Raw genomic sequence first — 19,001 nt, 5'->3', positions numbered from 1 at the left:
ACATTCCATTCAAACGCGCTGCACGCGGTCGCCCATCGTCGCCAGGCGCGCCATCACGCGACGGCTCATCTCGGCGAGCGGCACGATCTCGTCCGCGCCGCCGAGCGCGATCGCCTCGCGCGGCATCCCGAACACGATGCAGCTTGCTTCATCCTGCGCGAACGTGTGAGCGCCCGCGCGTTTCATTTCCAGCAGGCCGGCCGCGCCGTCGCGGCCCATCCCGGTCAGGATCACCCCGAGCGCGTTCTTGCCCGCGTGCGTCGCCGCCGAGCGGAACAGCACGTCGACCGACGGGCGGTGCCGGTTCACCGGCGGCTCGTCCGACAGTTGCGCAATATAGTTCGCCCCGCTTCTCGCAAGCAACAGGTGCGCGTGGCCCGGCGCAATATACGCGTGGCCCGGCAGCACGCGCTCGCCGTGCTCGGCTTCCTTCACCGCGATCCGGCACAGGCCGTTCAGCCGTTGCGCGAACGACTTCGTGAAGCCCGGCGGCATGTGTTGCGCGATCAGCACGGCCGGCGCATCCGGCGGCAGCGGCGTCAGCACTTCGCGGATCGCCTCGGTGCCGCCCGTCGACGCGCCGATGATGATCAGCTTCTCGGTACTGACGAGCGGGTTGTTGATCATCGGCGCGGCCGAGTGGCTGTCCGCCGTGCGCGCGGCGGCCTGCGGCTGCGGCGCCTGGCGCACGCGCGCCCGCGACGCCGCGCGGATCTTGTCGGCGAGCTTTTCCGCGTAGTCGAGCATCCCGTCGCGAATCCCGACGCGCGGCTTCGTGACGAAATCGACCGCGCCGAGTTCGAGCGCGCGCAGCGTGATTTCCGAGCCGCGCTCGGTCAGCGACGACACCATCACGACCGGCATCGGCCGCAGGCGCATCAGCTTCTCGAGGAAGTCGAGCCCGTCCATGCGCGGCATTTCGACGTCGAGCGTGAGCACGTCGGGGTTGTGCTGCTTGATGAGCTCGCGCGCGACGAGCGGATCGGGCGCGGTCGCGCACACCGTCATGTCGGGCTGGCTATTGATGATCTCGGTCATCAGGCTGCGGATCAGCGCCGAATCGTCGACGCACAAAACTTTGATCTTCTGCACTGCGGTCATGCCTCCTGCTTTCTTGATAGGTTCGCCGCCCGCACGCCGCCGGCCGGCGCCGCGCTGCGCGCGCCGAACAGCTCGATGCGCGGCCGCGCCGGCTGCGGCGGCGCCGGACGCTTCGCCGCGAACAGCTCGACCTGCGGACGCGGCCGTGCGGTGCGGGCGCGATCGGCCTCGCGGGCGAGCGCGGCTTCGCGTTCGGTGACGCCCGGCACCTGCAGCCGCAGCTTCTTCACCGCCGCGCGCCCCGTGGCCGCCATGAACGCGACCTTGCGCGGGTGCACGCCCTGCAGGTCTTCCGCTGTAATGCGGATGCGCTCGAGCGCCAGGTAGCGGCGCACGAAATCCGCGTTGCGGTCGCCGATGTTGATCGTGGTCATCCCGGCCAGCACGGCGGCGCCCCCGAACACCTTCGCCTCGAAGCGTTCGCGGCGCCCGCCGGCCTTGATCATCTCGTTGATCAGCACTTCCATCGCATACGCGCCGTAGCGCATCGATTCCGACGCGGCCGCGCCCGGATCGGCGCCGTCGTCGGGCAGCATGAAGTGGTTCATCCCGCCGATGCCCGCGTACGGGTCGTGCAGGCACGCGGCGACGCACGAGCCGAGCACGGTCATCAGCACCATGTCCTCGGACGTCGTGTAGAACTCGTTCGGCAGCAACTTCACACCGGGACGGCCGAAGTGGTTGTCGAAGTAGCGATTGGTGGCGATCGGCAGGGCGCTCATCCGCGCACTCCAGGAGCTGATGCGGCACGCGCATGCGCGGCGGACAGCATCGCAGGCGCCTGCGCGCCCCGCGGCCGCGCGCCCTGTGCGGCGTCGCGGGTCAGTTCGTACACCGTCTGCCCGCGCAGCCGGAACGCCTGCGTGACGTACGTGAAGTTTTCGGAATGACCGGCGAACAGCAGCCCGCCCGGCTTCACGAGCGGCTCGAAGCGCGACAGCACCTGCCCCTGCGTCGGCTTGTCGAAATAGATCATCACGTTGCGGCAGAAGATCGCGTCGAACGGCTTCGCGATGCCGTAATCCGCGTCGGTCAGGTTCAGCTGCTCGAAGCGGATCATCGCGCGCAGCTCGGGGCGCACCTTCACGCGACCGGCCTGCGCGCCCGTGCCCTTCAGGAAGAAGCGCTTCAGCCGCTCCGGCGCCAGGTGCTTGACCTGGTCGTACGTGTAGATGCCGGCCTCCGCCTTCGCGAGCACCTGCGTGTCGAGGTCGGTCGCGAGAATCGACGCGCCGCGCGCGGCCGATTCGCCGAGCGCCTCGATCAGCGTGATCGCGATCGAGTAAGGCTCCTCGCCGGTCGACGCCGCCGAGCACCAGACCGATACCGGTGCCGGCCGCCCCTTCACGAACTCCGACAGGATCGGGAAATGGTGCGACTCGCGGAAGAACGCGGTCAGGTTCGTCGTCAGCGAATTGGTGAACGCTTCCCACTCGAGCGGATCGTCTTCCTGCTCGAGCAGGTCGAGGTAGTCGCGAAACGTGTCGAGGCCGCGTGCCCGCAAGCGGCGCGCGAGACGGCTGTACGCCATGTCGCGCTTGTGCTCGGACAGCGAGATACCCGCGCGTTGATGGATCAGCGCGCGAATGCGTGCGAAATCCGCGCTGGTGAACGCGAAGTCGCGCCCCGGCTCGCCCGCGCGAGGCGAGGCATCCGGTACATCGGGTCGAAACGGCGCGCGCGCGTGCGGCATGGTTTAGAAGGTCTCCCAATCGTCATCGGACGTGCCGGCCGTGGCCGGCGCCGGCTTCTCGCCGTTCAGCGCCGGGCGCACGAGCGCGGGCTTCGCGGCCGGCTTGTCGGCCGGCGCGGCGGTTTTCGCGAGACGCGGCCCGTAGCCGCCCGCAGCCGTGCCGCGGGAAGCCGGTGCATCCTTCTGCGCGTGTGCGCCCGTATCGGCCGCACGCTTCGGTTCATGGCCTGCGCCCGCCGCAGCCGCAGCGGCACCGGCAGCACGCGGCGCCGGTGCGGCGCGCCGTGCCGGTTGGGCGTTGGCTTGCGGAGCCGGCAGCGCGGCGACCGGTGCCGCTTCGAAACGCGGCTCGGACGTCAGCGCGGGCGCGGCCACCGGTTCATGCGCGACCGGCCGCGCGACACCGCGCGACGGCGCGAGCACGATGCCGCCCGCCACGCGCCAGCCCGACACGATCGCCTTCATCTGGCGCGTCTGCTCCTCGAGCGACGCGGCCGCGGCCGCCGCCTGCTCGACGAGCGCGGCGTTCTGCTGCGTGACCGAATCCATCTGGCCGACCGCGCGGTTGACCTGCTCGATGCCGGTCGACTGCTCGTCCGACGCGGCGCTGATCTCGCCCATGATGTCGGTCACGCGGCGCACGGCCTGCACGATCTCGTCCATCGTCGAGCCGGCGCGCGACACGAGCGCCGACCCGCTTTCGACCTTCTCGGCCGAATCGCCGATCAGCTGCTTGATTTCCTTCGCCGCGCTCGCGCTGCGCTGCGCGAGCGAGCGCACCTCGCCCGCGACCACCGCGAAGCCGCGGCCCTGTTCGCCGGCACGCGCGGCTTCGACCGCCGCGTTCAGCGCGAGGATGTTGGTCTGGAACGCGATGCCTTCGATCGTGCCGATGATGTCGACGACCTTGCCCGAGCTCGCCGCGATGTCCTGCATCGTCGAAACGACCTGGCCGACCACCTCGCCGCCCTGCGTCGCGATGTCCGATGCGTTCACCGCGAGCTGGCTGGCCTGTCGTGCGTTCTCCGCGTTCTGCCGCACGGTGCCCGTCAACTGCTCCATGCTCGACGCGGTTTCCTGCAGCGACGCGGCCTGCTCCTCGGTGCGCTGCGACAGGTCGGTGTTGCCGGTCGAGATCTCGCGCGCGCCGACGTCGATCGACTCGGTGCCGCGATGCACGGCCTGCACCATCGTCGTCACGGCGTCCTGCATCCGCTTGATGCCGCCGAACAGGCGGCCGATCTCGTTGGTGCTGAACACGTTCACCGGCTGCGTGAGGTCGCCGCCGGCGATGCGCTCGAAGTGCGCGATCGCGTCCTCGAGCGGCTGCACGATCAGGCCGCGCAGCGCGAAGCGGATCGCGATCACGACGACGAACGCGATCGCGATGCCGGCCGCGATCAGGCCGATCATCAGCGAGATCTGCGACTGCGTCGCGGCCTGGCGATCTTCCGCGCGCTTCTGCAGCGCGGCGATCACGGTCGCCGCCGTCTGGTCGAACGCGATGAACATCGGGCTGATCTTCGTGTCGGCCACCGCGTGGTACGCCGCCATGTCGCCCGCGCGCGCCGCCGCGAATTCGGGCTCGACGCCTTCCTTCACGATCGTCGTGTAGCGCGTGGAAAGCTCGTCGAGGAGCGCCTGCTCGACGCCGAGCTTCGGCAGCGACTGGAACGCCTGCCAGTTCTGGTTCGACTTCGCGAACAGCTCCTGCGCGCGATCGAGCACCTTCGTGGCGTCGGCCCCGTTGCCGGCTTCGGTCAGCGTACGGAAGCGATCGAGCGCCACGCGCGAGCGCAGCAACTGCGCGGCCGTGTCGTCGAGCGCGTGGATCGCCGGCAGGTCGACGTGCGCGATCTCGTCGAGCGAGCGGCTCGCGTGATTGAGCGCGTAGAGGCCGAGCCCGCCGACGGCGGCGGCCAGCGCCACGAGGATGAGTCCGATCGCCGTAAGCGTCGTGCGGATCGACCAGTTATGCAACATTGCAGATTCTCCCGAAATTCCTGCGCGCGCGGCGCGCTTAACCGCCGAGCGTCTCGATCAGCGCCATTTCACGGCTCGACATCAGCTTCTCGATGTCCATCAGGATCAGCATCCGGCCGTCGACCGTGCCGAGGCCCGTCAGGTACTCGGTCGTCAGCGTCGCGCCGAATTCCGGCGCCGGCATGATCTGGTCCGTCTGCAGCGTCAGCACGTCCGACACGCCGTCGACCACCATCCCGACCACGCGGTTCGACACGTTCAGGATGATCACGACGGTCTGGTGGTCGTACTCGACGCGGCCGAGATGGAACTTGATCCGCATGTCGACGATCGGCACGATGATCCCGCGCAGGTTGATCACGCCCTTGATGAACTCCGGCGCGTTCGCGATGCGCGTGACGCTGTCGTAGCCGCGGATTTCCTGCACCTTCAGGATGTCGATCCCGTATTCCTCGTCGCCGAGCGTGAAGACGAGAAACTCCTGGCCCGTCGCGTCGCCTTGTTCTGCATCGCGGCGGCTCGTTGCCGCGTTCGCCGCGGCCGGATTGATCATTTGGACTTCAGCAGACACGTTTGCCCCCAATCGGTTGAATGGCGAGTGACATCAGAACATCGCGAGCTCGGCGCCGGCTCGGGCGCCGTGCGTCGCACGGGTTTCGCGGTTCAGCGCCGCGACGTCGACGATCAGCGCGACGCTGCCGTCGCCGAGGATGGTCGCTGCCGAGATGCCGTGCACCTTGCGGTAATTGGTTTCGAGGTTCTTCACGACCACCTGCTGCTGGCCGACCAGCTCGTCGATCAGCATCGCGAAGCGGCGCCCCTCGGTTTCCATGATCGTGACGATCCCCTGCGTCGGGTCGGTGCGCGCATCGTCGACCGAGAACACCTCGTGCAGCGCGACCAGCGGCAGGTATTCGCCGCGCACGCGCACCACGCGCTCGCCGTTGCCGACCGTGTAGATGTCGTCGTTCGACGGCTGCAGCGACTCCATCACGAAGTTCAGCGGCAGGATGAAGATCTCGTTGCCGACCTTCACCGACATCCCGTCGAGAATCGCGAGCGTGAGCGGCAGCACGATCCGCGTGGTCGTGCCGCGGCCGGCCACCGACGTGATTTCCACGTGGCCGCCCATCGACTGGATGTTGCGCTTCACGACGTCCATCCCGACGCCGCGGCCCGACACGTCGGTCACCGTCTCGGCGGTCGAGAAGCCCGGCGCGAAGATCAGCTGCCAGACTTCGTCGTCGCTGATGTTGTCGGACACCTGCATGCCCTGTTTCGCGGCCTTCGCGAGGATGCGCTCGCGGTTCAGGCCCGCGCCGTCGTCGCTCACCTCGATCACGATGTTGCCGCCGTGATGCGCGGCCGACAGCACCAGCTGGCCGACCGCGTCCTTGCCGGCGGCCACGCGCTTGTCGACCGTCTCGATCCCGTGGTCGAGGCTGTTGCGCACGAGGTGGGTCAGCGGATCGATGATGCGTTCGATCAGGCTCTTGTCGAGCTCGGTCGCCTGGCCGAACGTGACCAGCTCGACCTGCTTGCCGAGCTTGCCGGCGAGGTCGCGCACGAGGCGCGGGAAGCGGCTGAACACGTAGTCCATCGGCATCATGCGGATCGACATCACCGCTTCCTGCAGGTCGCGCGCGTTGCGCTCGAGCTGCGCCATCCCGTTGAACAGGCGGTCGTGCAGCGCCGGATCGAACGCGCTCGCGGTTTCCGCGAGCATCGCCTGCGTGATCACGAGCTCGCCGACCAGGTTGATCAGCTGGTCGACCTTCTCGACGCCGACGCGGATCGAGCTGCCTTCGGCGCCCGATGCCGCCGCGGCGGCCGGGCGGGCGCGCTTGTCGTCGTGATGCGCGGCGGCCTGCGGCGCGTGGTCGGCGTGCGCCGGCTGGGCCGGCTGCTGCGCTTGCGCGGCGGCGGCCGGCGCGGCGGGCGCGGGTGCGGCCGGTGCCGGTGCCGGTGCAGCCGGTTGCGGTGCCGCGGCCTGCGGCGCGAATACCTCGGCGCGCACCGGTTGCGCGGCGGCGGCCGGTTCCGCTGCCGGCGCCGCGGCGTCCTGCGCGGCAGCGGGTGCGGCCGGCGCCGTGCCGTGCCCGACGCGGATCTGGCTTTCGTCGATCACGAAGCAGCACACGGCGACGATGTCGTCGGACGGCACGTCCGATTCGACCCACAGCGTCAGGTCGGCGCCCACTTCCTCGCGGCCGACGATCCGGCCGAGGTTGCCGAGTTCTTCGGTGAGCAGTTCGCGATCCTTCGCATCGACGCCCACGAGCGTGATCTTCAGGTGCGGGCCGCCTTCGTCCGCACCGGCGTCGGCCGTCGGATGGGCAGCCGCGACGGCCTGCTCGATCACGTGGTCGGGCACGCGATCGTCGCTGGCGGCCGGCGCTGCCGGCGCGACGGCAGCGGCGACCGGCGCCGCGGGCGCGGCCTCGGCAACTGCCGGCGCACCCGCGCCGCTCTCGGCCTTCAGCCGCTCGAGCTTCGCGCAGATCGTCGCGGCGGCGGCCGCGTCCGGTTCGGCGCTCGCGCGGTAGTCGACGAGCTGGTCGGACAGCACGTCCTTGGTTTCCAGGAACGCGTCGACCATTTCCTTGGTCAGCGTCAGCTCATGGTTGCGTGCGCGGTCGAGCAGCGATTCGAGGATGTGCGTCGTGTCGGTCAGCGCGGAAAAGCCGAACGTCGCCGCACCGCCCTTGATCGAATGCGCGGCGCGGAAGATCGCGGCCAGATCCTCGGGGTCGGGCGAACCGACGTCGAGGTTCAGCAGCAACTGCTCCATCTGCGCGAGCAGCTCGTCCGCTTCGTCGAAAAATGTCTGGTAGAACTGAGTGATGTCGAGAGTCATGCCCGGTCCCGGGTTGAAAGCGTCGCGTGAATGTCAGGAAGCGGCCGGCTCGGACAGCGTCGCGACCAGGTCGACCAGCACGGCGGGGTCGATCGGCTTTTCGATCCAGCCGGTCGCGCCCGCGTCGCGCGCGGCGTCCTTGAACGCGTCGCTGCCTTCGGTCGTCAGCACGAGGATCGGCGTTTCCGTATAGGCAGTGAGCTTGCGCAGCGCGGCGATCACTTCGAGCCCGCTCTTGCGCGGCATGTTCTGGTCGGTCAGCACCAGGTCGTACGGCACGGTGGCCGCCAGGTCGAAGCCGGCCTCGCCGTCCGGCGCCACCGTCACGTCGTACCCGGCCTGCATCAGCGTTGCCTGCAGCAGCGCACGCATGGTCGCGGAGTCGTCGATGGCGAGAATGGTTCGGATCATGTCTGTCTCGGAATCTTGTCGATATCAGGGTTTCGGCACGGCGACGGCGGACGCCGCGAGCGCCGGGCGCACGGCCGGCGCCGGCGCCAGCTGCTGCGCGAGCTGCTGCGAGCCTGCCGCATCGGCCGACAGCGTCGTGGTCGTCGCATCGTCGCGCATCAGCGCCTCTTCGGATTTGCGGTTCAGCACGATCACGCTGATCCGGCGGTTTTCCGGATCGAGCGGGTCGGCCTTGTTCAGGTTCTGGGTCGACGCGAGGCCGAGCACGCGCAGCACTTTCGCCTCGCCCATGCCGCCGGCGATCAGCTCGCGGCGCGACGCGTTCGCGCGGTCGGCCGACAGCTCCCAGTTGCTGTAGCCGCCCTCGCCGCCCGCGTACGGCACGGCGTCGGTGTGGCCCTGGACGATGATGCGGTTCGGCACGTCGTTCAGCGTCTTGCCGATCTCGCGCAGGATGTCGCGCATGTACGGCTCGACGTGGTCGCTCGACATCGCGAACATCGGCCGCTTCTGCGAATCGACGATCTCGATGCGCAGCCCCATCAGCGTCGAATCGATGCGGATCTGCTGCTTGAACTGGCGCAGCGTCGGGTTGGCCTCGATCGCGGCCATCAGCTTGATCTGCAGGTCGTGCAGGCGCGCCTGCTCGAGCCGGTCCTGCGCGGCCTGCGCGTTCTGCGCCTGCGAGCGGGAATGCTCGTCGCCCATCTTCGCGAGGCGTTCGGCGAGCTGCGTCGTGCCGTCGGTGCGGCGCAGCGTGCCGGCGTCGACGCTCGACAGGTCGCGGCCGCCGCCGTTGATGATGCTGGAATCCTGCGAGCTGCGGTCGCCGCTGCCGAACAGCGCGGCCTTCAGCGGCGTGTTGAAGTATTCGGCGATCCCCTTCAGCTGCACCGGCGTGACCGAGCTCAGCAGCCACATCAGCAGGAAGAACGCCATCATCGCGGTCATGAAGTCCGCGTACGCGAGTTTCCATGCGCCGCCGTGGTGGCCCTTCTTCGCGGGGGCCACCCGTTTGACGACGATTGCGCGATCCTTGCTCTTGCTCATTGGGCGCTCCGCGTCACTTCGCCTTCACGCGGCGCACGTGCTCTTCGAGCTCCGAGAACGACGGGCGCTCGGTCGAGAACAGCACCTTGCGGCCGAATTCGACCGCGATCGCCGGCGCATAGCCGTTCAGCGTCGCGAGGATCGTCACCTTGATGCACTGGAACATCTTGGTCGACTCGGCGACGCGCTGCTCCGCGAGGCTCGCGAGCGGCCCGATCAGCCCGTACGACAGCAGGATCCCGAGGAACGTGCCGACCAGCGCCTGCGCGATCATCGCGCCGAGCACCGCGGGCGGCTTGTCGGCGGACGCCATCGTGTGCACGACGCCCATCACGGCCGCGACGATACCGAACGCCGGCATCGCGTCGCCGACGCGCATCAGCGCATGCGCGGGGCCTTCGCCTTCCGCGTGGTGCGTCTCGATCTCCTCGTCCATCAGGCTCTCGATCTCGAACGCATTCATGTTGCCGCCCACCATCAGGCGCAGGTAGTCGGTCAGGAATTCGACGATGTGGTGATCGGCGAGAATCTTCGGGTATTGCGTGAAGATCGGGCTCTTTTCCGGATCGTCGATGTCGGCCTCGAGCGTGAGCGTGCCTTCCTTGCGTGCCTTCGCGAGCAGCACGTAAAGAAGCGCCATCAGCTCCATGTAGACATCCTTCGTGTATTTCGAGCCCTTGAAGAGCGTCGGCAGCACGCGCAGCGTGGCCTTGATGGTCTTGCCGCCGTTGCCGAGGATGAACGCGCCGACACCCGCGCCCACGATCATCAGGATCTCGACGGGCTGGATCAAGGCGCCCAGATGCCCGCCTGCCAGCGCATAACCGCCGAAGACGGACAACAGCGTCACGAGTGTTCCCACGATAATCAGCACTGCCTGTCCCTCACGAATGACCGGCGGGGAGACCGCCGTTAAACAGGTTTACGGCAGTCGGCAGGAAAACTTTCGCGGGCGGCCAGGCGGCGGCCCGACGGTGTTTACCAGCAATTCGCAGACGATTCGCACCGCCCGGCGCGGCCTGAACGCCCCGCCCGGCCCCGCCAGACGGCGCTCAGGCTGCGGCGGCAGCCAGTTCGGCGCGCGCGGCGGCGGCCTTGCGGGTCTTGCCCGCGCGCGACGGCGGCTGGCAAAGGCCGCAGACGAAACCTTGATGCGGATCATGCGCATGCGCGACGAAGTGGCCGCCGCAGCGCGTGCACGGGGTCATCTGCAGCATCCCCGAATCGAAGAAGCGCACGAGCGTCCATGCGCGCGTGAGGCTCAGCGCGGCCTCGTCGCCGGACAGGTTCACGTGCTCCTGATAGAGCCGGTACGCCTTCACGATCGACTGGATCGGCTCGCAACGGCCGTGGTCCTGCATGAACCGGTAGATGTTGTAGAACAGCGACGAGTGGATGTTCGGCTGCCACGTCATGAACCAGTCGGTCGAGAACGGCAGCATCCCCTTCGGCGGCGACACGCCCTTCAGTTCCTTGTACAGCTTGATCAGACGGTCCCGCGACAGGCTCGTCTCCGCTTCCAGCAGCTGCAGCCGGGCGCCCAGTTCGATCAGTTCGATGGCGAGGGTGATTTCCTTCACCTCGATCACGACGCTTTTGCTTGCCATGGTGATAACCGTCCGCTTGACGTGATTCGGATGGATGGCCAATACGCTGCCCACCGGCGCGGCACGCCGGGACAAACGCAAGGCGGGATGGATCAGCGGACGCCTTCGACCTGCTGCCCGGCCATCAGGATGGCCGAGTGGGCGTGCGCGACGACATCGCTGCGGCCCTTGTCGGCGAGCGACGAGAGCAGCGCATGATCATCGAAGCGGAAGCGGCACAGCATCTGGTTCGACGCAGCCAGCTTCACGGTCTGTGCGAGCGTGAGGTTGGCGAGCAGGTCGGCGAGTTCCTGGGAGATGCCCATGCGGAACATGCCCATCGCTTTGTCTTCCCGCAGCAGGCGCTGCGCGAGGAGGAGGTACGACAGGTTGACCTCTTTGATCTCACTGAGCATTTCGCTGGTAGCGCTCATGATTCCCCCGTTAAGAGCTTTGCTTTGGCCATTCGTGTTATGAAAACGTTTGCTCGATCAGAGCGCTCTGGGCGCTCAGTCGGCTCGTTTATAGTCTTACAGGGCGAATTTTGGCCAAACGGCATTTATGCCGGTATCAGCGAAGTGGCGTATGCCATGCAGGATTTGTCTGTAAACCGTGTAGGAATTTTTCCGACAAGGCGAATTGAAAGCGGCAATGGGGAATGCGGGTGACAGCGCGAATTCGGCTGAGATGTGCCCAATGGCCTCCGCGCAGTGGCGAAAGGCTTGCCGGCGAGGCTGCCGACAATCGGATCGGTAAAAATTATAGTGGTTTTTCACGATAGCGCAACAATAGTTGTGACCATCTCGATTCATGAATTCGCGCCCCTTTTCTCGGGGTTTTCGCGTATTTCATCGTGTAACAAGCCTTAAGTGTTTGAAAAAACACTCGAACCCCCCGGGGCGATATCGATAATGGACTCCAATGGGCGGCGGCGCGAGCCGTGCCGGCCCGCCCCGCAGCTTGCCGTCCGGCGCCCCGCGCACCCCGCCCAGGGCACGGCCCCGTACCGCCAACCGCGTACGCCGGCGAGTTTCGCAACCTTGCACGGGATCCGCATCGGCGCCACCGCGCCCCCGGATCAACACAGGAGAACATCCATGCGAATTGCCCAGATCGCGCCGCTTTACGAAGCCGTTCCGCCGAAACTCTACGGCGGCACCGAGCGTGTCGTGTCCTACCTCACCGAGGCGCTCGTCGATCTCGGCCACGACGTGACCCTGTTCGCCAGCGGTGACTCGGTCACGTCGGCCCGACTCGAGGCGGCCTGGCCGCGCGCGCTGCGGCTCGACCCGTCGATCCGCGATTCGATGGCGCCCCATATGCGGCTCCTCGAACAGGTCGCCCGGGTCGCGCACGAATTCGACGTGCTGCACTTCCACCTCGACTACCTGCCGTTCCCGCTGATGTCGCGCCTCGACACGCCGTACGTGACGACGCTGCACGGCCGCCTCGACCTGCCGGAACTGCAGCCGGTGTTCGACGCATTTCCGGACGCGCCGGTCGTGTCGATCTCGAACAACCAGCGCAAGCCGCTGCCGCAGGCCGCGTGGGCCGGCACCGTGTATCACGGGCTGCCCGACACGCTGCTCACGCCGCAACCGGGCGTGAAGCCCGAATACCTCGCGTTCCTCGGCCGGATCTGCCCGGAAAAGCGCGTCGACACCGCGATCCGGATCGCCGCGCAAAGCGGGCTGCCGCTGAAGATCGCCGCGAAGGTCGACAAGGCCGACGCCGACTACTTCAAGGAAGTGATCGAGCCGCTGCTCGACCAGGCGCACGTCGAATTCATCGGCGAGATCAACGAGGCGCAGAAGCCCGCGTTCCTGTCGGGCGCGAAGGCGCTGCTGTTCCCGATCGACTGGCCGGAGCCGTTCGGCCTGGTGATGATCGAGGCGATGGCCTGCGGCACGCCGGTCGTCGCGTTCAACCGCGGCTCGGTGCCCGAAGTGATCGAGGACGGCGTGACCGGCTTCATCGTCGAGGACGTGCAAGGCGCGGTCGGCGCGCTGCACCGGATCGACAGCCTGTCGCGTACCGCCATCCGCGAACGTTTCGATACGCGCTTCAGCTCGAAGGCCATGGCGCAGCGGTACGTCGAAACTTACGAATCGCTTTGCGCGGGAGCCCGTCAACCGGCATTGCGCCGGGTCGCCGGCGCCTGACACGGAATTCTGCAAGGAAATATTCCGTAATCCAATCCGTGCCCAAATTGGCGCGGATAACAAAAGAGCCGCATCTCGATGCGGCTCTTTTGTTTGGGCTTTCGGTCATTCGATGAGGAAACGATCGCGGTTTTTACCGACGATCCAATTCGGCGGCTTGCCGCGCCCGCTCCAGGTCGCGCCCGACTTCGGATCGCGGTATTTCGGGGGCAGCGGCGCCTTCTTCGGCGGGCGCCCGCGCTTCGCTCGCTCCGCGAAGCCCAGATCCTGGGCAGTCAGCCCATATTCGGCAATCTTTTGCTGGACTTCCGCAATCACCGCCGCCACTTCCTGGCGGCGCACATCGTCCGCCTGGGCCTGCAGATCGGCGATCTGCGCCTTGAGTTTCGCGTATTGAGACATTTTTCGACTCCCCTTTTGATGATGCGGCCCCGGCGAATCCGGCCGGGACACCAACATCCGTTACGCCATCCGCACTGCCGCCCTGCCCTTCGAAATTAATGCTGCCATCTTTAACCGATTCGGCTATATCGAGAATGCGGACTTATTCTAATAAAAGGCATTCGTCAGCCATTCAAATTTAACAATCGTTGACCCTCCCCCACCCGATTCATTTCCTATAATCCAGACCAATTCCGGGTGACGGTTTAAATCCGTCGCGTCGTCCGGTTGTCTTCAATCCACTTGAACGAGGTCCTTACATGAATCTTTCTCAGCGTCTCGCTGCAGAGGTATTCGGCACGTTCTGGCTGGTGCTCGGCGGGTGCGGAAGCGCCGTGCTGGCCGCCGCCTTTCCGGGCCTCGGCATCGGCTTTGCCGGCGTCGCACTTGCCTTCGGCCTGACTGTGCTGACGATGGCATTCGCAATTGGCCACATTTCGGGCTGCCACCTGAATCCGGCGGTGAGCGTCGGCCTGACGGTCGCCGGCCGCTTCCCCGCACGCGATCTCGTGCCGTACATCGTCGCGCAGGTGGTCGGCGCGACGCTCGGCGCATTCGTGCTGTACCTGATCGCGACCGGCAAGCCGGGCTTCGACGTCGTCGGCAGCGGCTTTGCGACGAACGGCTTCGGCGAGCGCTCGCCCGGCCACTACGCACTCGGTTCGGCGTTCATTTGCGAAGTCGTGATGACGGGCTTCTTCCTGTTCGTGATCCTGGGCGCCACCGACAAGCGCGCGCCGGCCGGCTTTGCGCCGATCGCGATCGGCCTGTGCCTGACGCTGATCCACCTGATCTCGATTCCGGTCACCAACACGTCGGTGAACCCGGCCCGCTCGACCGGCCCCGCGCTGTTCGTGGGCGGCGATGCGATCGGTCAGCTCTGGCTGTTCTGGGTGGCGCCGATCATCGGCGCGGCACTCGCCGGGATCATCTACCCGCTGGTCGCGGGGCGTGACAACGCCGTCGACCTGCTGCCGGCATCGGCTCGCACAAGCGAATAAAACACTACGGGGTCAAGCGAGCAGAGCAGCGAGCCTCACGCTGTCAAAGAAGATCGAGGCAGGTAATTTCGACGGGCGCCACTGGCGCCCGTTTTTCATTTCCGCGCCGGCAGGACGTTCAGGATGCGGCGACGTTGTCTTCGAGCGAGAACAGCGTGCGCAGGTGGCGGGCGACGCCCGCGTCGAAGTTGTTGCCGATCCGCGGGATGTGCGGCAGCCGCGCGACCAGGTCGGGATTCGCGTTGTTCATCATGAACGCGTGGCCGGCGGTTTCGAGCAGGTCGATATCGTTCATGTTGTCGCCGAACGCGATGCAGTGGCCGGTGTCGACGCCGAGCCGGGCCAGCACCGAGCGCAGCGCGCGGCCCTTCGACACGTTCGCGGTCATCACTTCGAGGCAGTCGGGCAGCGAGTACGTGACGTACAGCGCATCGCCGAAGCGCACGCGCATCTGCTCGGCGACGACCGCCAGATCGGCCGGATCGCCGATGTACAGCACCTTCGCGATATCCGCGCCGTCGTGCGCGGGCATGTCGATCACGTCGTAGCGGAAGCCCGAATCCTGGTGGAATTCGAGCAGGTGCGGCGCCTCGCGGTCGATCAGCCAGCCCTGGTCGGTGAACAGGTTGACGATCACGCGGCCGTGCGCGCCGACGACATCGGGCTGCACGAGGCCGCGGACGATTGCCGGATCGATGTCCTGCGCGTGGATCGTCGTGTCGTCCGGCGCATGCACGCGCGCGCCGTTCGACGTGATCAGGTACGGCCGGATGCCGAGCACGTCGCGAATGCCGGCGACGTCCGCGTAATGGCGCCCGGTGGCGATCACGAACTGCAGGCCGTCGCGCTCGAGCCGGCGGACGGTGTCGATCGTGTACGGATCGAGCTGGTGGTCGCTGTTCAGCAGGGTACCGTCGAGATCGGTGGCGATGACTTTGTACATGGGACGGAAGCGTGGCGCTCAGGGCTCTGCGGAACGGCCATTTTAACGTCGTGCCCGGTTGCCCGCCGGACGGTTCGCGGTCGATCGCCGCCAGCGGCGCGGTTGCGGCGTGCTTTCCTCCTGCCTCGAAACGCCGTCAGCTCCCTTCCGCCGCCCGCAGCGCCTGCAGCGCGAGCCGCAGCGCGCCGTGCGCGGAATCGTCGAGCGGCGCGCGCAGCCGGACGGCATGGCGCGCCGGCACGGCCGGTGCGAGGGCGTCCGCCAATCCGCCGCACAGCGCGACCGGCAGCGCCTGCTGCGGATCGAGCGCATCGATCATCTTGCCGATCTCGTCGCCCGCCTGCGCGATCAGCGCGCCCGCGACCGGATGCGAACGATGCGCGAACACGACCGGCGCCAGCCGCGCGTAGATCGTCTGGTTCGCATCGCACGACCACTGGACGAGCGCGTCGCGATCCTGCGCGCCCGTTTCCGCGAGCAGCGCGTTGGCGAACGCGTCGCGCGGCACGCGGCCGTCGAGCGCCTGCTGTGCATACGCGAGTGCGCGCACGCCGAGCCATGCGCCGCTCGCCTCGTCGCCGGACGGGAAGCCGAAGCCGCCCGCGATCCGGCACGCGCCGGCCGCATCGAGCGCCGCCGCGATACTGCCGGTGCCGAGCGCGACGATCAGCCCCGGCGCGCCGCCGTGTGCGCCGACGACGGTCGTATACGCGTCGCTCTCGACCGCGAGCGCGGCGAGCGGCGCCTGCGCGCGGAACGCGGCCAGCCACGCCGCATTGTTGACGCCCGCGAGCCCGCAGCCGAGCGCGCACTGCGACCAGTCGAGTGCATAACCGGCCCGTGTGAAGGCATCCGCGCAGGCCGCGCCGATCGACGCCCACGCGCGCTCGATGCCGAGCCCGAGCCCCGACGGGCCGCCGCGCCCCTGCGCGAGCTCGCGCCCGTGCCGGTCGGCCAGCACCGCGCGCGTGCCGGTGCCGCCTCCGTCGATGCCGATCGCAAAAAGTAATGCCGCCATGCCTTCATCCCGCTGATTCGAACAGGCGCCAAGCTTAACCGGATCGGCGCCGCGCGCCCATCTGCCGTTCGGCCGGCTGTTCCGTGAAAAGGGCTTCCGCTATGCTGACGCGATCGAGTCGATACGAAAAGCGAGGCAAGCGATGTCGCAGCGGTGCAACTGGGTGAAGACGGAAGCGGATGCTCACTATCACGATACCGAGTGGGGCGTGCCGTCGCACGACGATCGCCACCTGTTCGAAATGCTGATCCTGGAAGGCGCGCAGGCCGGGCTGTCGTGGTCGACGATCCTGAACAAGCGCGCGGGCTACCGTGAAGCCTTTGCGGATTTCGACGTCGATGCCGTCGCGCGCTTCACGCCGAAACGCATCGAGAAGCTGCTGGAGAATCCCGGCATCGTGCGCAACCGCGCGAAGGTCGAATCGGCGGTCACCAATGCGCGCGCCGTGCAGCGCATCCGCGAAGAGCACGGGTCGCTCGCCGCGTTCCTGTGGTCGTTCGTCGGCAATGCGCCGGTCCAGAACGCGTGGCAGTCGTACCGCGACGCGCCCGCGTCGACCGAGCAGTCCGACGCGCTCAGCAAGGCGTTGAAGGCGTATGGCTGCAAGTTCGTCGGTTCGACGATCTGCTATGCGCTGATGCAGGCCACCGGCATGGTCAACGATCACGAAGCTGGCTGCCCGTGCCACGCGCAATGCGCAGCGCTCGGCGGCAAGCAGCCCGCACGCCGGCGCAAGGCGGGCTGACGGCGAGCGGCCCCGGTTCGACAAGATGCGGGGCATTCGAGGTCAGGCGCCGCGCACGAGCGGGCCGGCCGCCGCCAGCGAGGCCGGATGCCCTTGCGCGCGGCATGGAACAGTTGCGCGTTCGACGGGTGTTGAAACGATGCGTGACATTCCATACCCATGCAAATGATTCCTGGTTCCGTTGGTATTCATTCGCCATGACCGTCAGCCTCGCCTGCCCTCGCGTCCGTCCACGTCGCGTGCCCGCCCGGTAGCGCGCCCCGCTCGCCCAGGCACCGGGATTTTCCCGGCCCCCAAAAGCAAAACGGCGGAGCGGCTTCTTTCGAAGCACGCTCCGCCGTTTCGCGGCGAACCGTAAGACGCTCTTAGTGGAGCTTCTTCGGCAGCATCTGGCTGCGCAGGCGCTTGTGCAGGCGCTTGACGGCTGCTGCCTTCTTGCGCTTGCGGACTGCGGTCGGCTTTTCGTAGGACTGGCGTTCGCGCAGTTCAGCGATCAGGCCATTTTTTTCGATAGCACGGCGAAAGCGGCGAATCGCCACTTCGAACGGCTCGTTTTCTTTCAGAAGAATCGTCGTCATGTCGTTCCTAAATTGCTTAAACGGTCAAAAACGTAGCGGCCAAGCGCCACGCACCGGCCATCCGAGCGTCCCCACAAACAGGCGAAACGAGCGGAAATACGGCCTCGGAGGCCGGAAAAGAGAGGCGGAAAGCACCGCGAGTACGCTTCACAGCCGCGTGCAGCGCCGCGTTTGACTGCCAGCAGACGTGCCGAAAACGGCAGAGGCTTGACAGAAATCTCAATTCAGCCCGCCATCATAGCAGAGAATCACAGATAAAACTATCCTTTTGCATCTTCCGGTTCGTCGCTCCGCGCGGCGCGGCCGATCGCCCCGTCGAACGGAGCCGCGTGCGGCGCCCGCCCGCGGCCCGGCCGGCCAAGCCGGGCGGGCCTTTCGACTGGCAGCGATCCTTCGGTCCCGAATTTCCCCAAACATCCCTCTAAAGTTTTCGCCGGGTGCCGCCGTCAACCAGGAAAGGCGGGGCAGCGCCAGTCGCGATAAAGCGCAACGCCGAAATCAGAACCTGTCTGTATCCCAGCCATTTTCCAAAACGAGGAAGCAAATGCTGAACATCAACACCAACATCCTTTCGCTGACGACGCAGACGAATCTGTCGGGCTCGCAAAGCGCACTGTCGCAAGCGATCAACCGCCTGTCTTCGGGCAAGCGCATCAACACCGCTGCTGACGATGCAGCAGGCCTGGCGATCTCGACGTCGCAAACGGCGGCAATCAACGCGCTGACGCAAGGTGTTGCAAACGCGAACAACGGCATCTCGATGATCCAGACCGCCAACGGCGCGCTGCAATCGACGGTCGACAACCTGCAGCGTATCCGTACGCTGGCGCAACAAGCGGGCGACGGCTCGCTGGATTCGAGCGCTCGCGCGAACCTGCAAGCTGAAGTGACGACGCGTCTCGGCGAAATCGACCGTGTCGCATCGCAAACGACGTTCAACAGCCAGACCATCCTGGGCGGCACGGGCAGCGTCACGTTCCAGATCGGCGCAGCAGCGAACCAGGTCGTTACCGTCGACTTCGGCACGGCGAACTGGAACAGCACGGGCATGAGCGTGAACACCCTGAGCGTCGCCACCCAGTCGGGCGCGCAATCGGCGATCACGGCGATCGACGCGGCACTGAAGCAAGTCAACACGTTCCAGGCAACGCTGGGCGCAGCTCAGAACACGTTCCAGGCTGCGATCTCGACGACGCAAACCCAGGCAACCAACATGACCGCCGCTCGCTCGCAGATCACCGACGCGGACTTCGCGACGGAAACGGCGAACCTGAGCAAGGCGCAAGTGCTGCAACAAGCTGGTATCTCGGTTCTGGCGCAAGCGAACTCGCTGCCGCAGCAAGTCCTGAAGCTCCTCGGCTAATCGAGCAGCACCCGCGGCGGGCCACGCGCCCGCCCGCCTCCGGGCCCGGCGGCGTCGCCATGCAACGCA

19 protein-coding genes are annotated in these 19,001 nt (G+C 67.0%); 4 read left to right on the top strand and 15 right to left on the bottom strand.

What is annotated here, in order from left to right; translation table 11 throughout:
• Positions 1–9: 9 nt before the first annotated feature.
• The 11 genes from FFS49_RS23995 to flhD all read right to left on the bottom strand — a co-directional run bounded on the left by FFS49_RS23995 (position 10) and on the right by flhD (position 11,115).
• Positions 10–1,101 (bottom strand): chemotaxis response regulator protein-glutamate methylesterase, encoded by a 1,092-nt coding sequence (locus FFS49_RS23995; protein ID WP_039346820.1) that lies wholly within the window; start codon positions 1,099–1,101, stop codon positions 10–12.
• Positions 1,098–1,823: a chemoreceptor glutamine deamidase CheD gene (cheD, locus tag FFS49_RS23990; RefSeq protein WP_039346822.1), complete on the bottom strand. Its 726-nt coding sequence runs from the start codon at positions 1,821–1,823 to the stop codon at positions 1,098–1,100. Before cheD ends, FFS49_RS23995 begins: the two co-directional genes overlap by 4 nt.
• Positions 1,820–2,794 carry a CheR family methyltransferase gene (locus tag FFS49_RS23985; RefSeq protein WP_039346824.1) on the bottom strand — a complete coding sequence of 325 codons (975 nt, stop codon included), beginning with the start codon at positions 2,792–2,794 and terminating at the stop codon, positions 1,820–1,822. Before FFS49_RS23985 ends, cheD begins: the two co-directional genes overlap by 4 nt.
• 3 nt (positions 2,795–2,797) lie before the next feature.
• Positions 2,798–4,777, bottom strand: a complete 1,980-nt coding sequence (locus FFS49_RS23980; protein WP_105815107.1) for a methyl-accepting chemotaxis protein — start codon at positions 4,775–4,777, stop codon at positions 2,798–2,800.
• A gap of 37 nt (positions 4,778–4,814) precedes the next feature.
• The gene (gene cheW, locus FFS49_RS23975; RefSeq protein ID WP_006486165.1) at positions 4,815–5,330 is read right to left on the bottom strand and encodes a chemotaxis protein CheW; all 516 of its coding nucleotides are present in this window, start codon (positions 5,328–5,330) and stop codon (positions 4,815–4,817) included.
• A 51-nt stretch (positions 5,331–5,381) separates the two neighbouring features.
• The gene (cheA, locus tag FFS49_RS23970) at positions 5,382–7,634 is read right to left on the bottom strand and encodes a chemotaxis protein CheA (RefSeq protein ID WP_105815108.1); all 2,253 of its coding nucleotides are present in this window, start codon (positions 7,632–7,634) and stop codon (positions 5,382–5,384) included.
• A 33-nt stretch (positions 7,635–7,667) separates the two neighbouring features.
• Positions 7,668–8,045, bottom strand: a complete 378-nt coding sequence (locus FFS49_RS23965) for a response regulator (RefSeq protein ID WP_011350594.1) — start codon at positions 8,043–8,045, stop codon at positions 7,668–7,670.
• Between the two features lie 24 nt (positions 8,046–8,069).
• The gene (motB, locus tag FFS49_RS23960; RefSeq protein WP_039346832.1) at positions 8,070–9,095 is read right to left on the bottom strand and encodes a flagellar motor protein MotB; all 1,026 of its coding nucleotides are present in this window, start codon (positions 9,093–9,095) and stop codon (positions 8,070–8,072) included.
• A 13-nt stretch (positions 9,096–9,108) separates the two neighbouring features.
• A complete protein-coding gene (gene motA, locus FFS49_RS23955; protein WP_011350592.1) occupies positions 9,109–9,969 on the bottom strand; it encodes a flagellar motor stator protein MotA in 861 nt (286 codons plus the stop codon).
• 178 nt (positions 9,970–10,147) lie between these two features.
• The gene (flhC, locus tag FFS49_RS23950) at positions 10,148–10,702 is read right to left on the bottom strand and encodes a flagellar transcriptional regulator FlhC (protein ID WP_011350591.1); all 555 of its coding nucleotides are present in this window, start codon (positions 10,700–10,702) and stop codon (positions 10,148–10,150) included.
• 92 nt (positions 10,703–10,794) lie between these two features.
• Positions 10,795–11,115, bottom strand: coding sequence for a flagellar transcriptional regulator FlhD (flhD, locus tag FFS49_RS23945; RefSeq protein WP_039346834.1), 321 nt, complete (start codon positions 11,113–11,115; stop codon positions 10,795–10,797).
• Positions 11,116–11,778: 663 nt separating this feature from the next.
• Between flhD and FFS49_RS23935 the strand changes: the two genes are divergently transcribed.
• On the top strand, positions 11,779–12,843 hold the full coding sequence (locus tag FFS49_RS23935) for a glycosyltransferase family 4 protein (RefSeq protein ID WP_071335360.1): 1,065 nt from the start codon (positions 11,779–11,781) through the stop codon (positions 12,841–12,843).
• 105 nt (positions 12,844–12,948) lie between these two features.
• On the opposite strand, the gene FFS49_RS23930 is transcribed toward FFS49_RS23935, so the two are convergent.
• Complete coding sequence (locus FFS49_RS23930; protein WP_021162849.1) at positions 12,949–13,245, bottom strand: H-NS histone family protein; 297 nt, start codon at positions 13,243–13,245, stop codon at positions 12,949–12,951.
• A gap of 299 nt (positions 13,246–13,544) precedes the next feature.
• Between FFS49_RS23930 and aqpZ the strand changes: the two genes are divergently transcribed.
• On the top strand, positions 13,545–14,285 hold the full coding sequence (gene aqpZ / locus FFS49_RS23925; protein ID WP_039346839.1) for an aquaporin Z: 741 nt from the start codon (positions 13,545–13,547) through the stop codon (positions 14,283–14,285).
• A gap of 118 nt (positions 14,286–14,403) precedes the next feature.
• Here aqpZ and FFS49_RS23920 read toward each other — a convergent pair whose 3' ends face one another.
• Positions 14,404–15,228: a Cof-type HAD-IIB family hydrolase gene (locus tag FFS49_RS23920; protein ID WP_039346841.1), complete on the bottom strand. Its 825-nt coding sequence runs from the start codon at positions 15,226–15,228 to the stop codon at positions 14,404–14,406.
• A gap of 136 nt (positions 15,229–15,364) precedes the next feature.
• Entirely contained in the window at positions 15,365–16,246 is an 882-nt protein-coding gene (locus FFS49_RS23915; RefSeq protein WP_105815109.1) for a BadF/BadG/BcrA/BcrD ATPase family protein, read from the bottom strand.
• Positions 16,247–16,388: 142 nt separating this feature from the next.
• On the opposite strand from FFS49_RS23915, the gene FFS49_RS23910 reads away from it, so the two are divergent.
• A complete protein-coding gene (locus FFS49_RS23910) occupies positions 16,389–16,991 on the top strand; it encodes a DNA-3-methyladenine glycosylase I (protein WP_105815110.1) in 603 nt (200 codons plus the stop codon).
• A gap of 365 nt (positions 16,992–17,356) precedes the next feature.
• Here the strand turns inward: FFS49_RS23910 and rpsU are convergent, their stop codons facing one another.
• Positions 17,357–17,569, bottom strand: coding sequence for a 30S ribosomal protein S21 (gene rpsU, locus FFS49_RS23900; protein WP_006401410.1), 213 nt, complete (start codon positions 17,567–17,569; stop codon positions 17,357–17,359).
• Positions 17,570–18,113: 544 nt separating this feature from the next.
• Here rpsU and FFS49_RS23895 point away from each other — a divergent pair.
• Positions 18,114–18,932 carry a flagellin domain-containing protein gene (locus tag FFS49_RS23895; RefSeq protein WP_011350581.1) on the top strand — a complete coding sequence of 273 codons (819 nt, stop codon included), beginning with the start codon at positions 18,114–18,116 and terminating at the stop codon, positions 18,930–18,932.
• Positions 18,933–19,001 lie beyond the last annotated feature (69 nt).

It is taken from the genome of Burkholderia sp. 4NA327C6, assembly GCF_005502655.1.
Taxonomy (GTDB): Bacteria; Pseudomonadota; Gammaproteobacteria; order Burkholderiales; family Burkholderiaceae; genus Burkholderia; species Burkholderia contaminans.
Note: the sequence above shows the minus strand (reverse complement) of the source record. Positions and strands in the feature narration are given on the sequence as shown.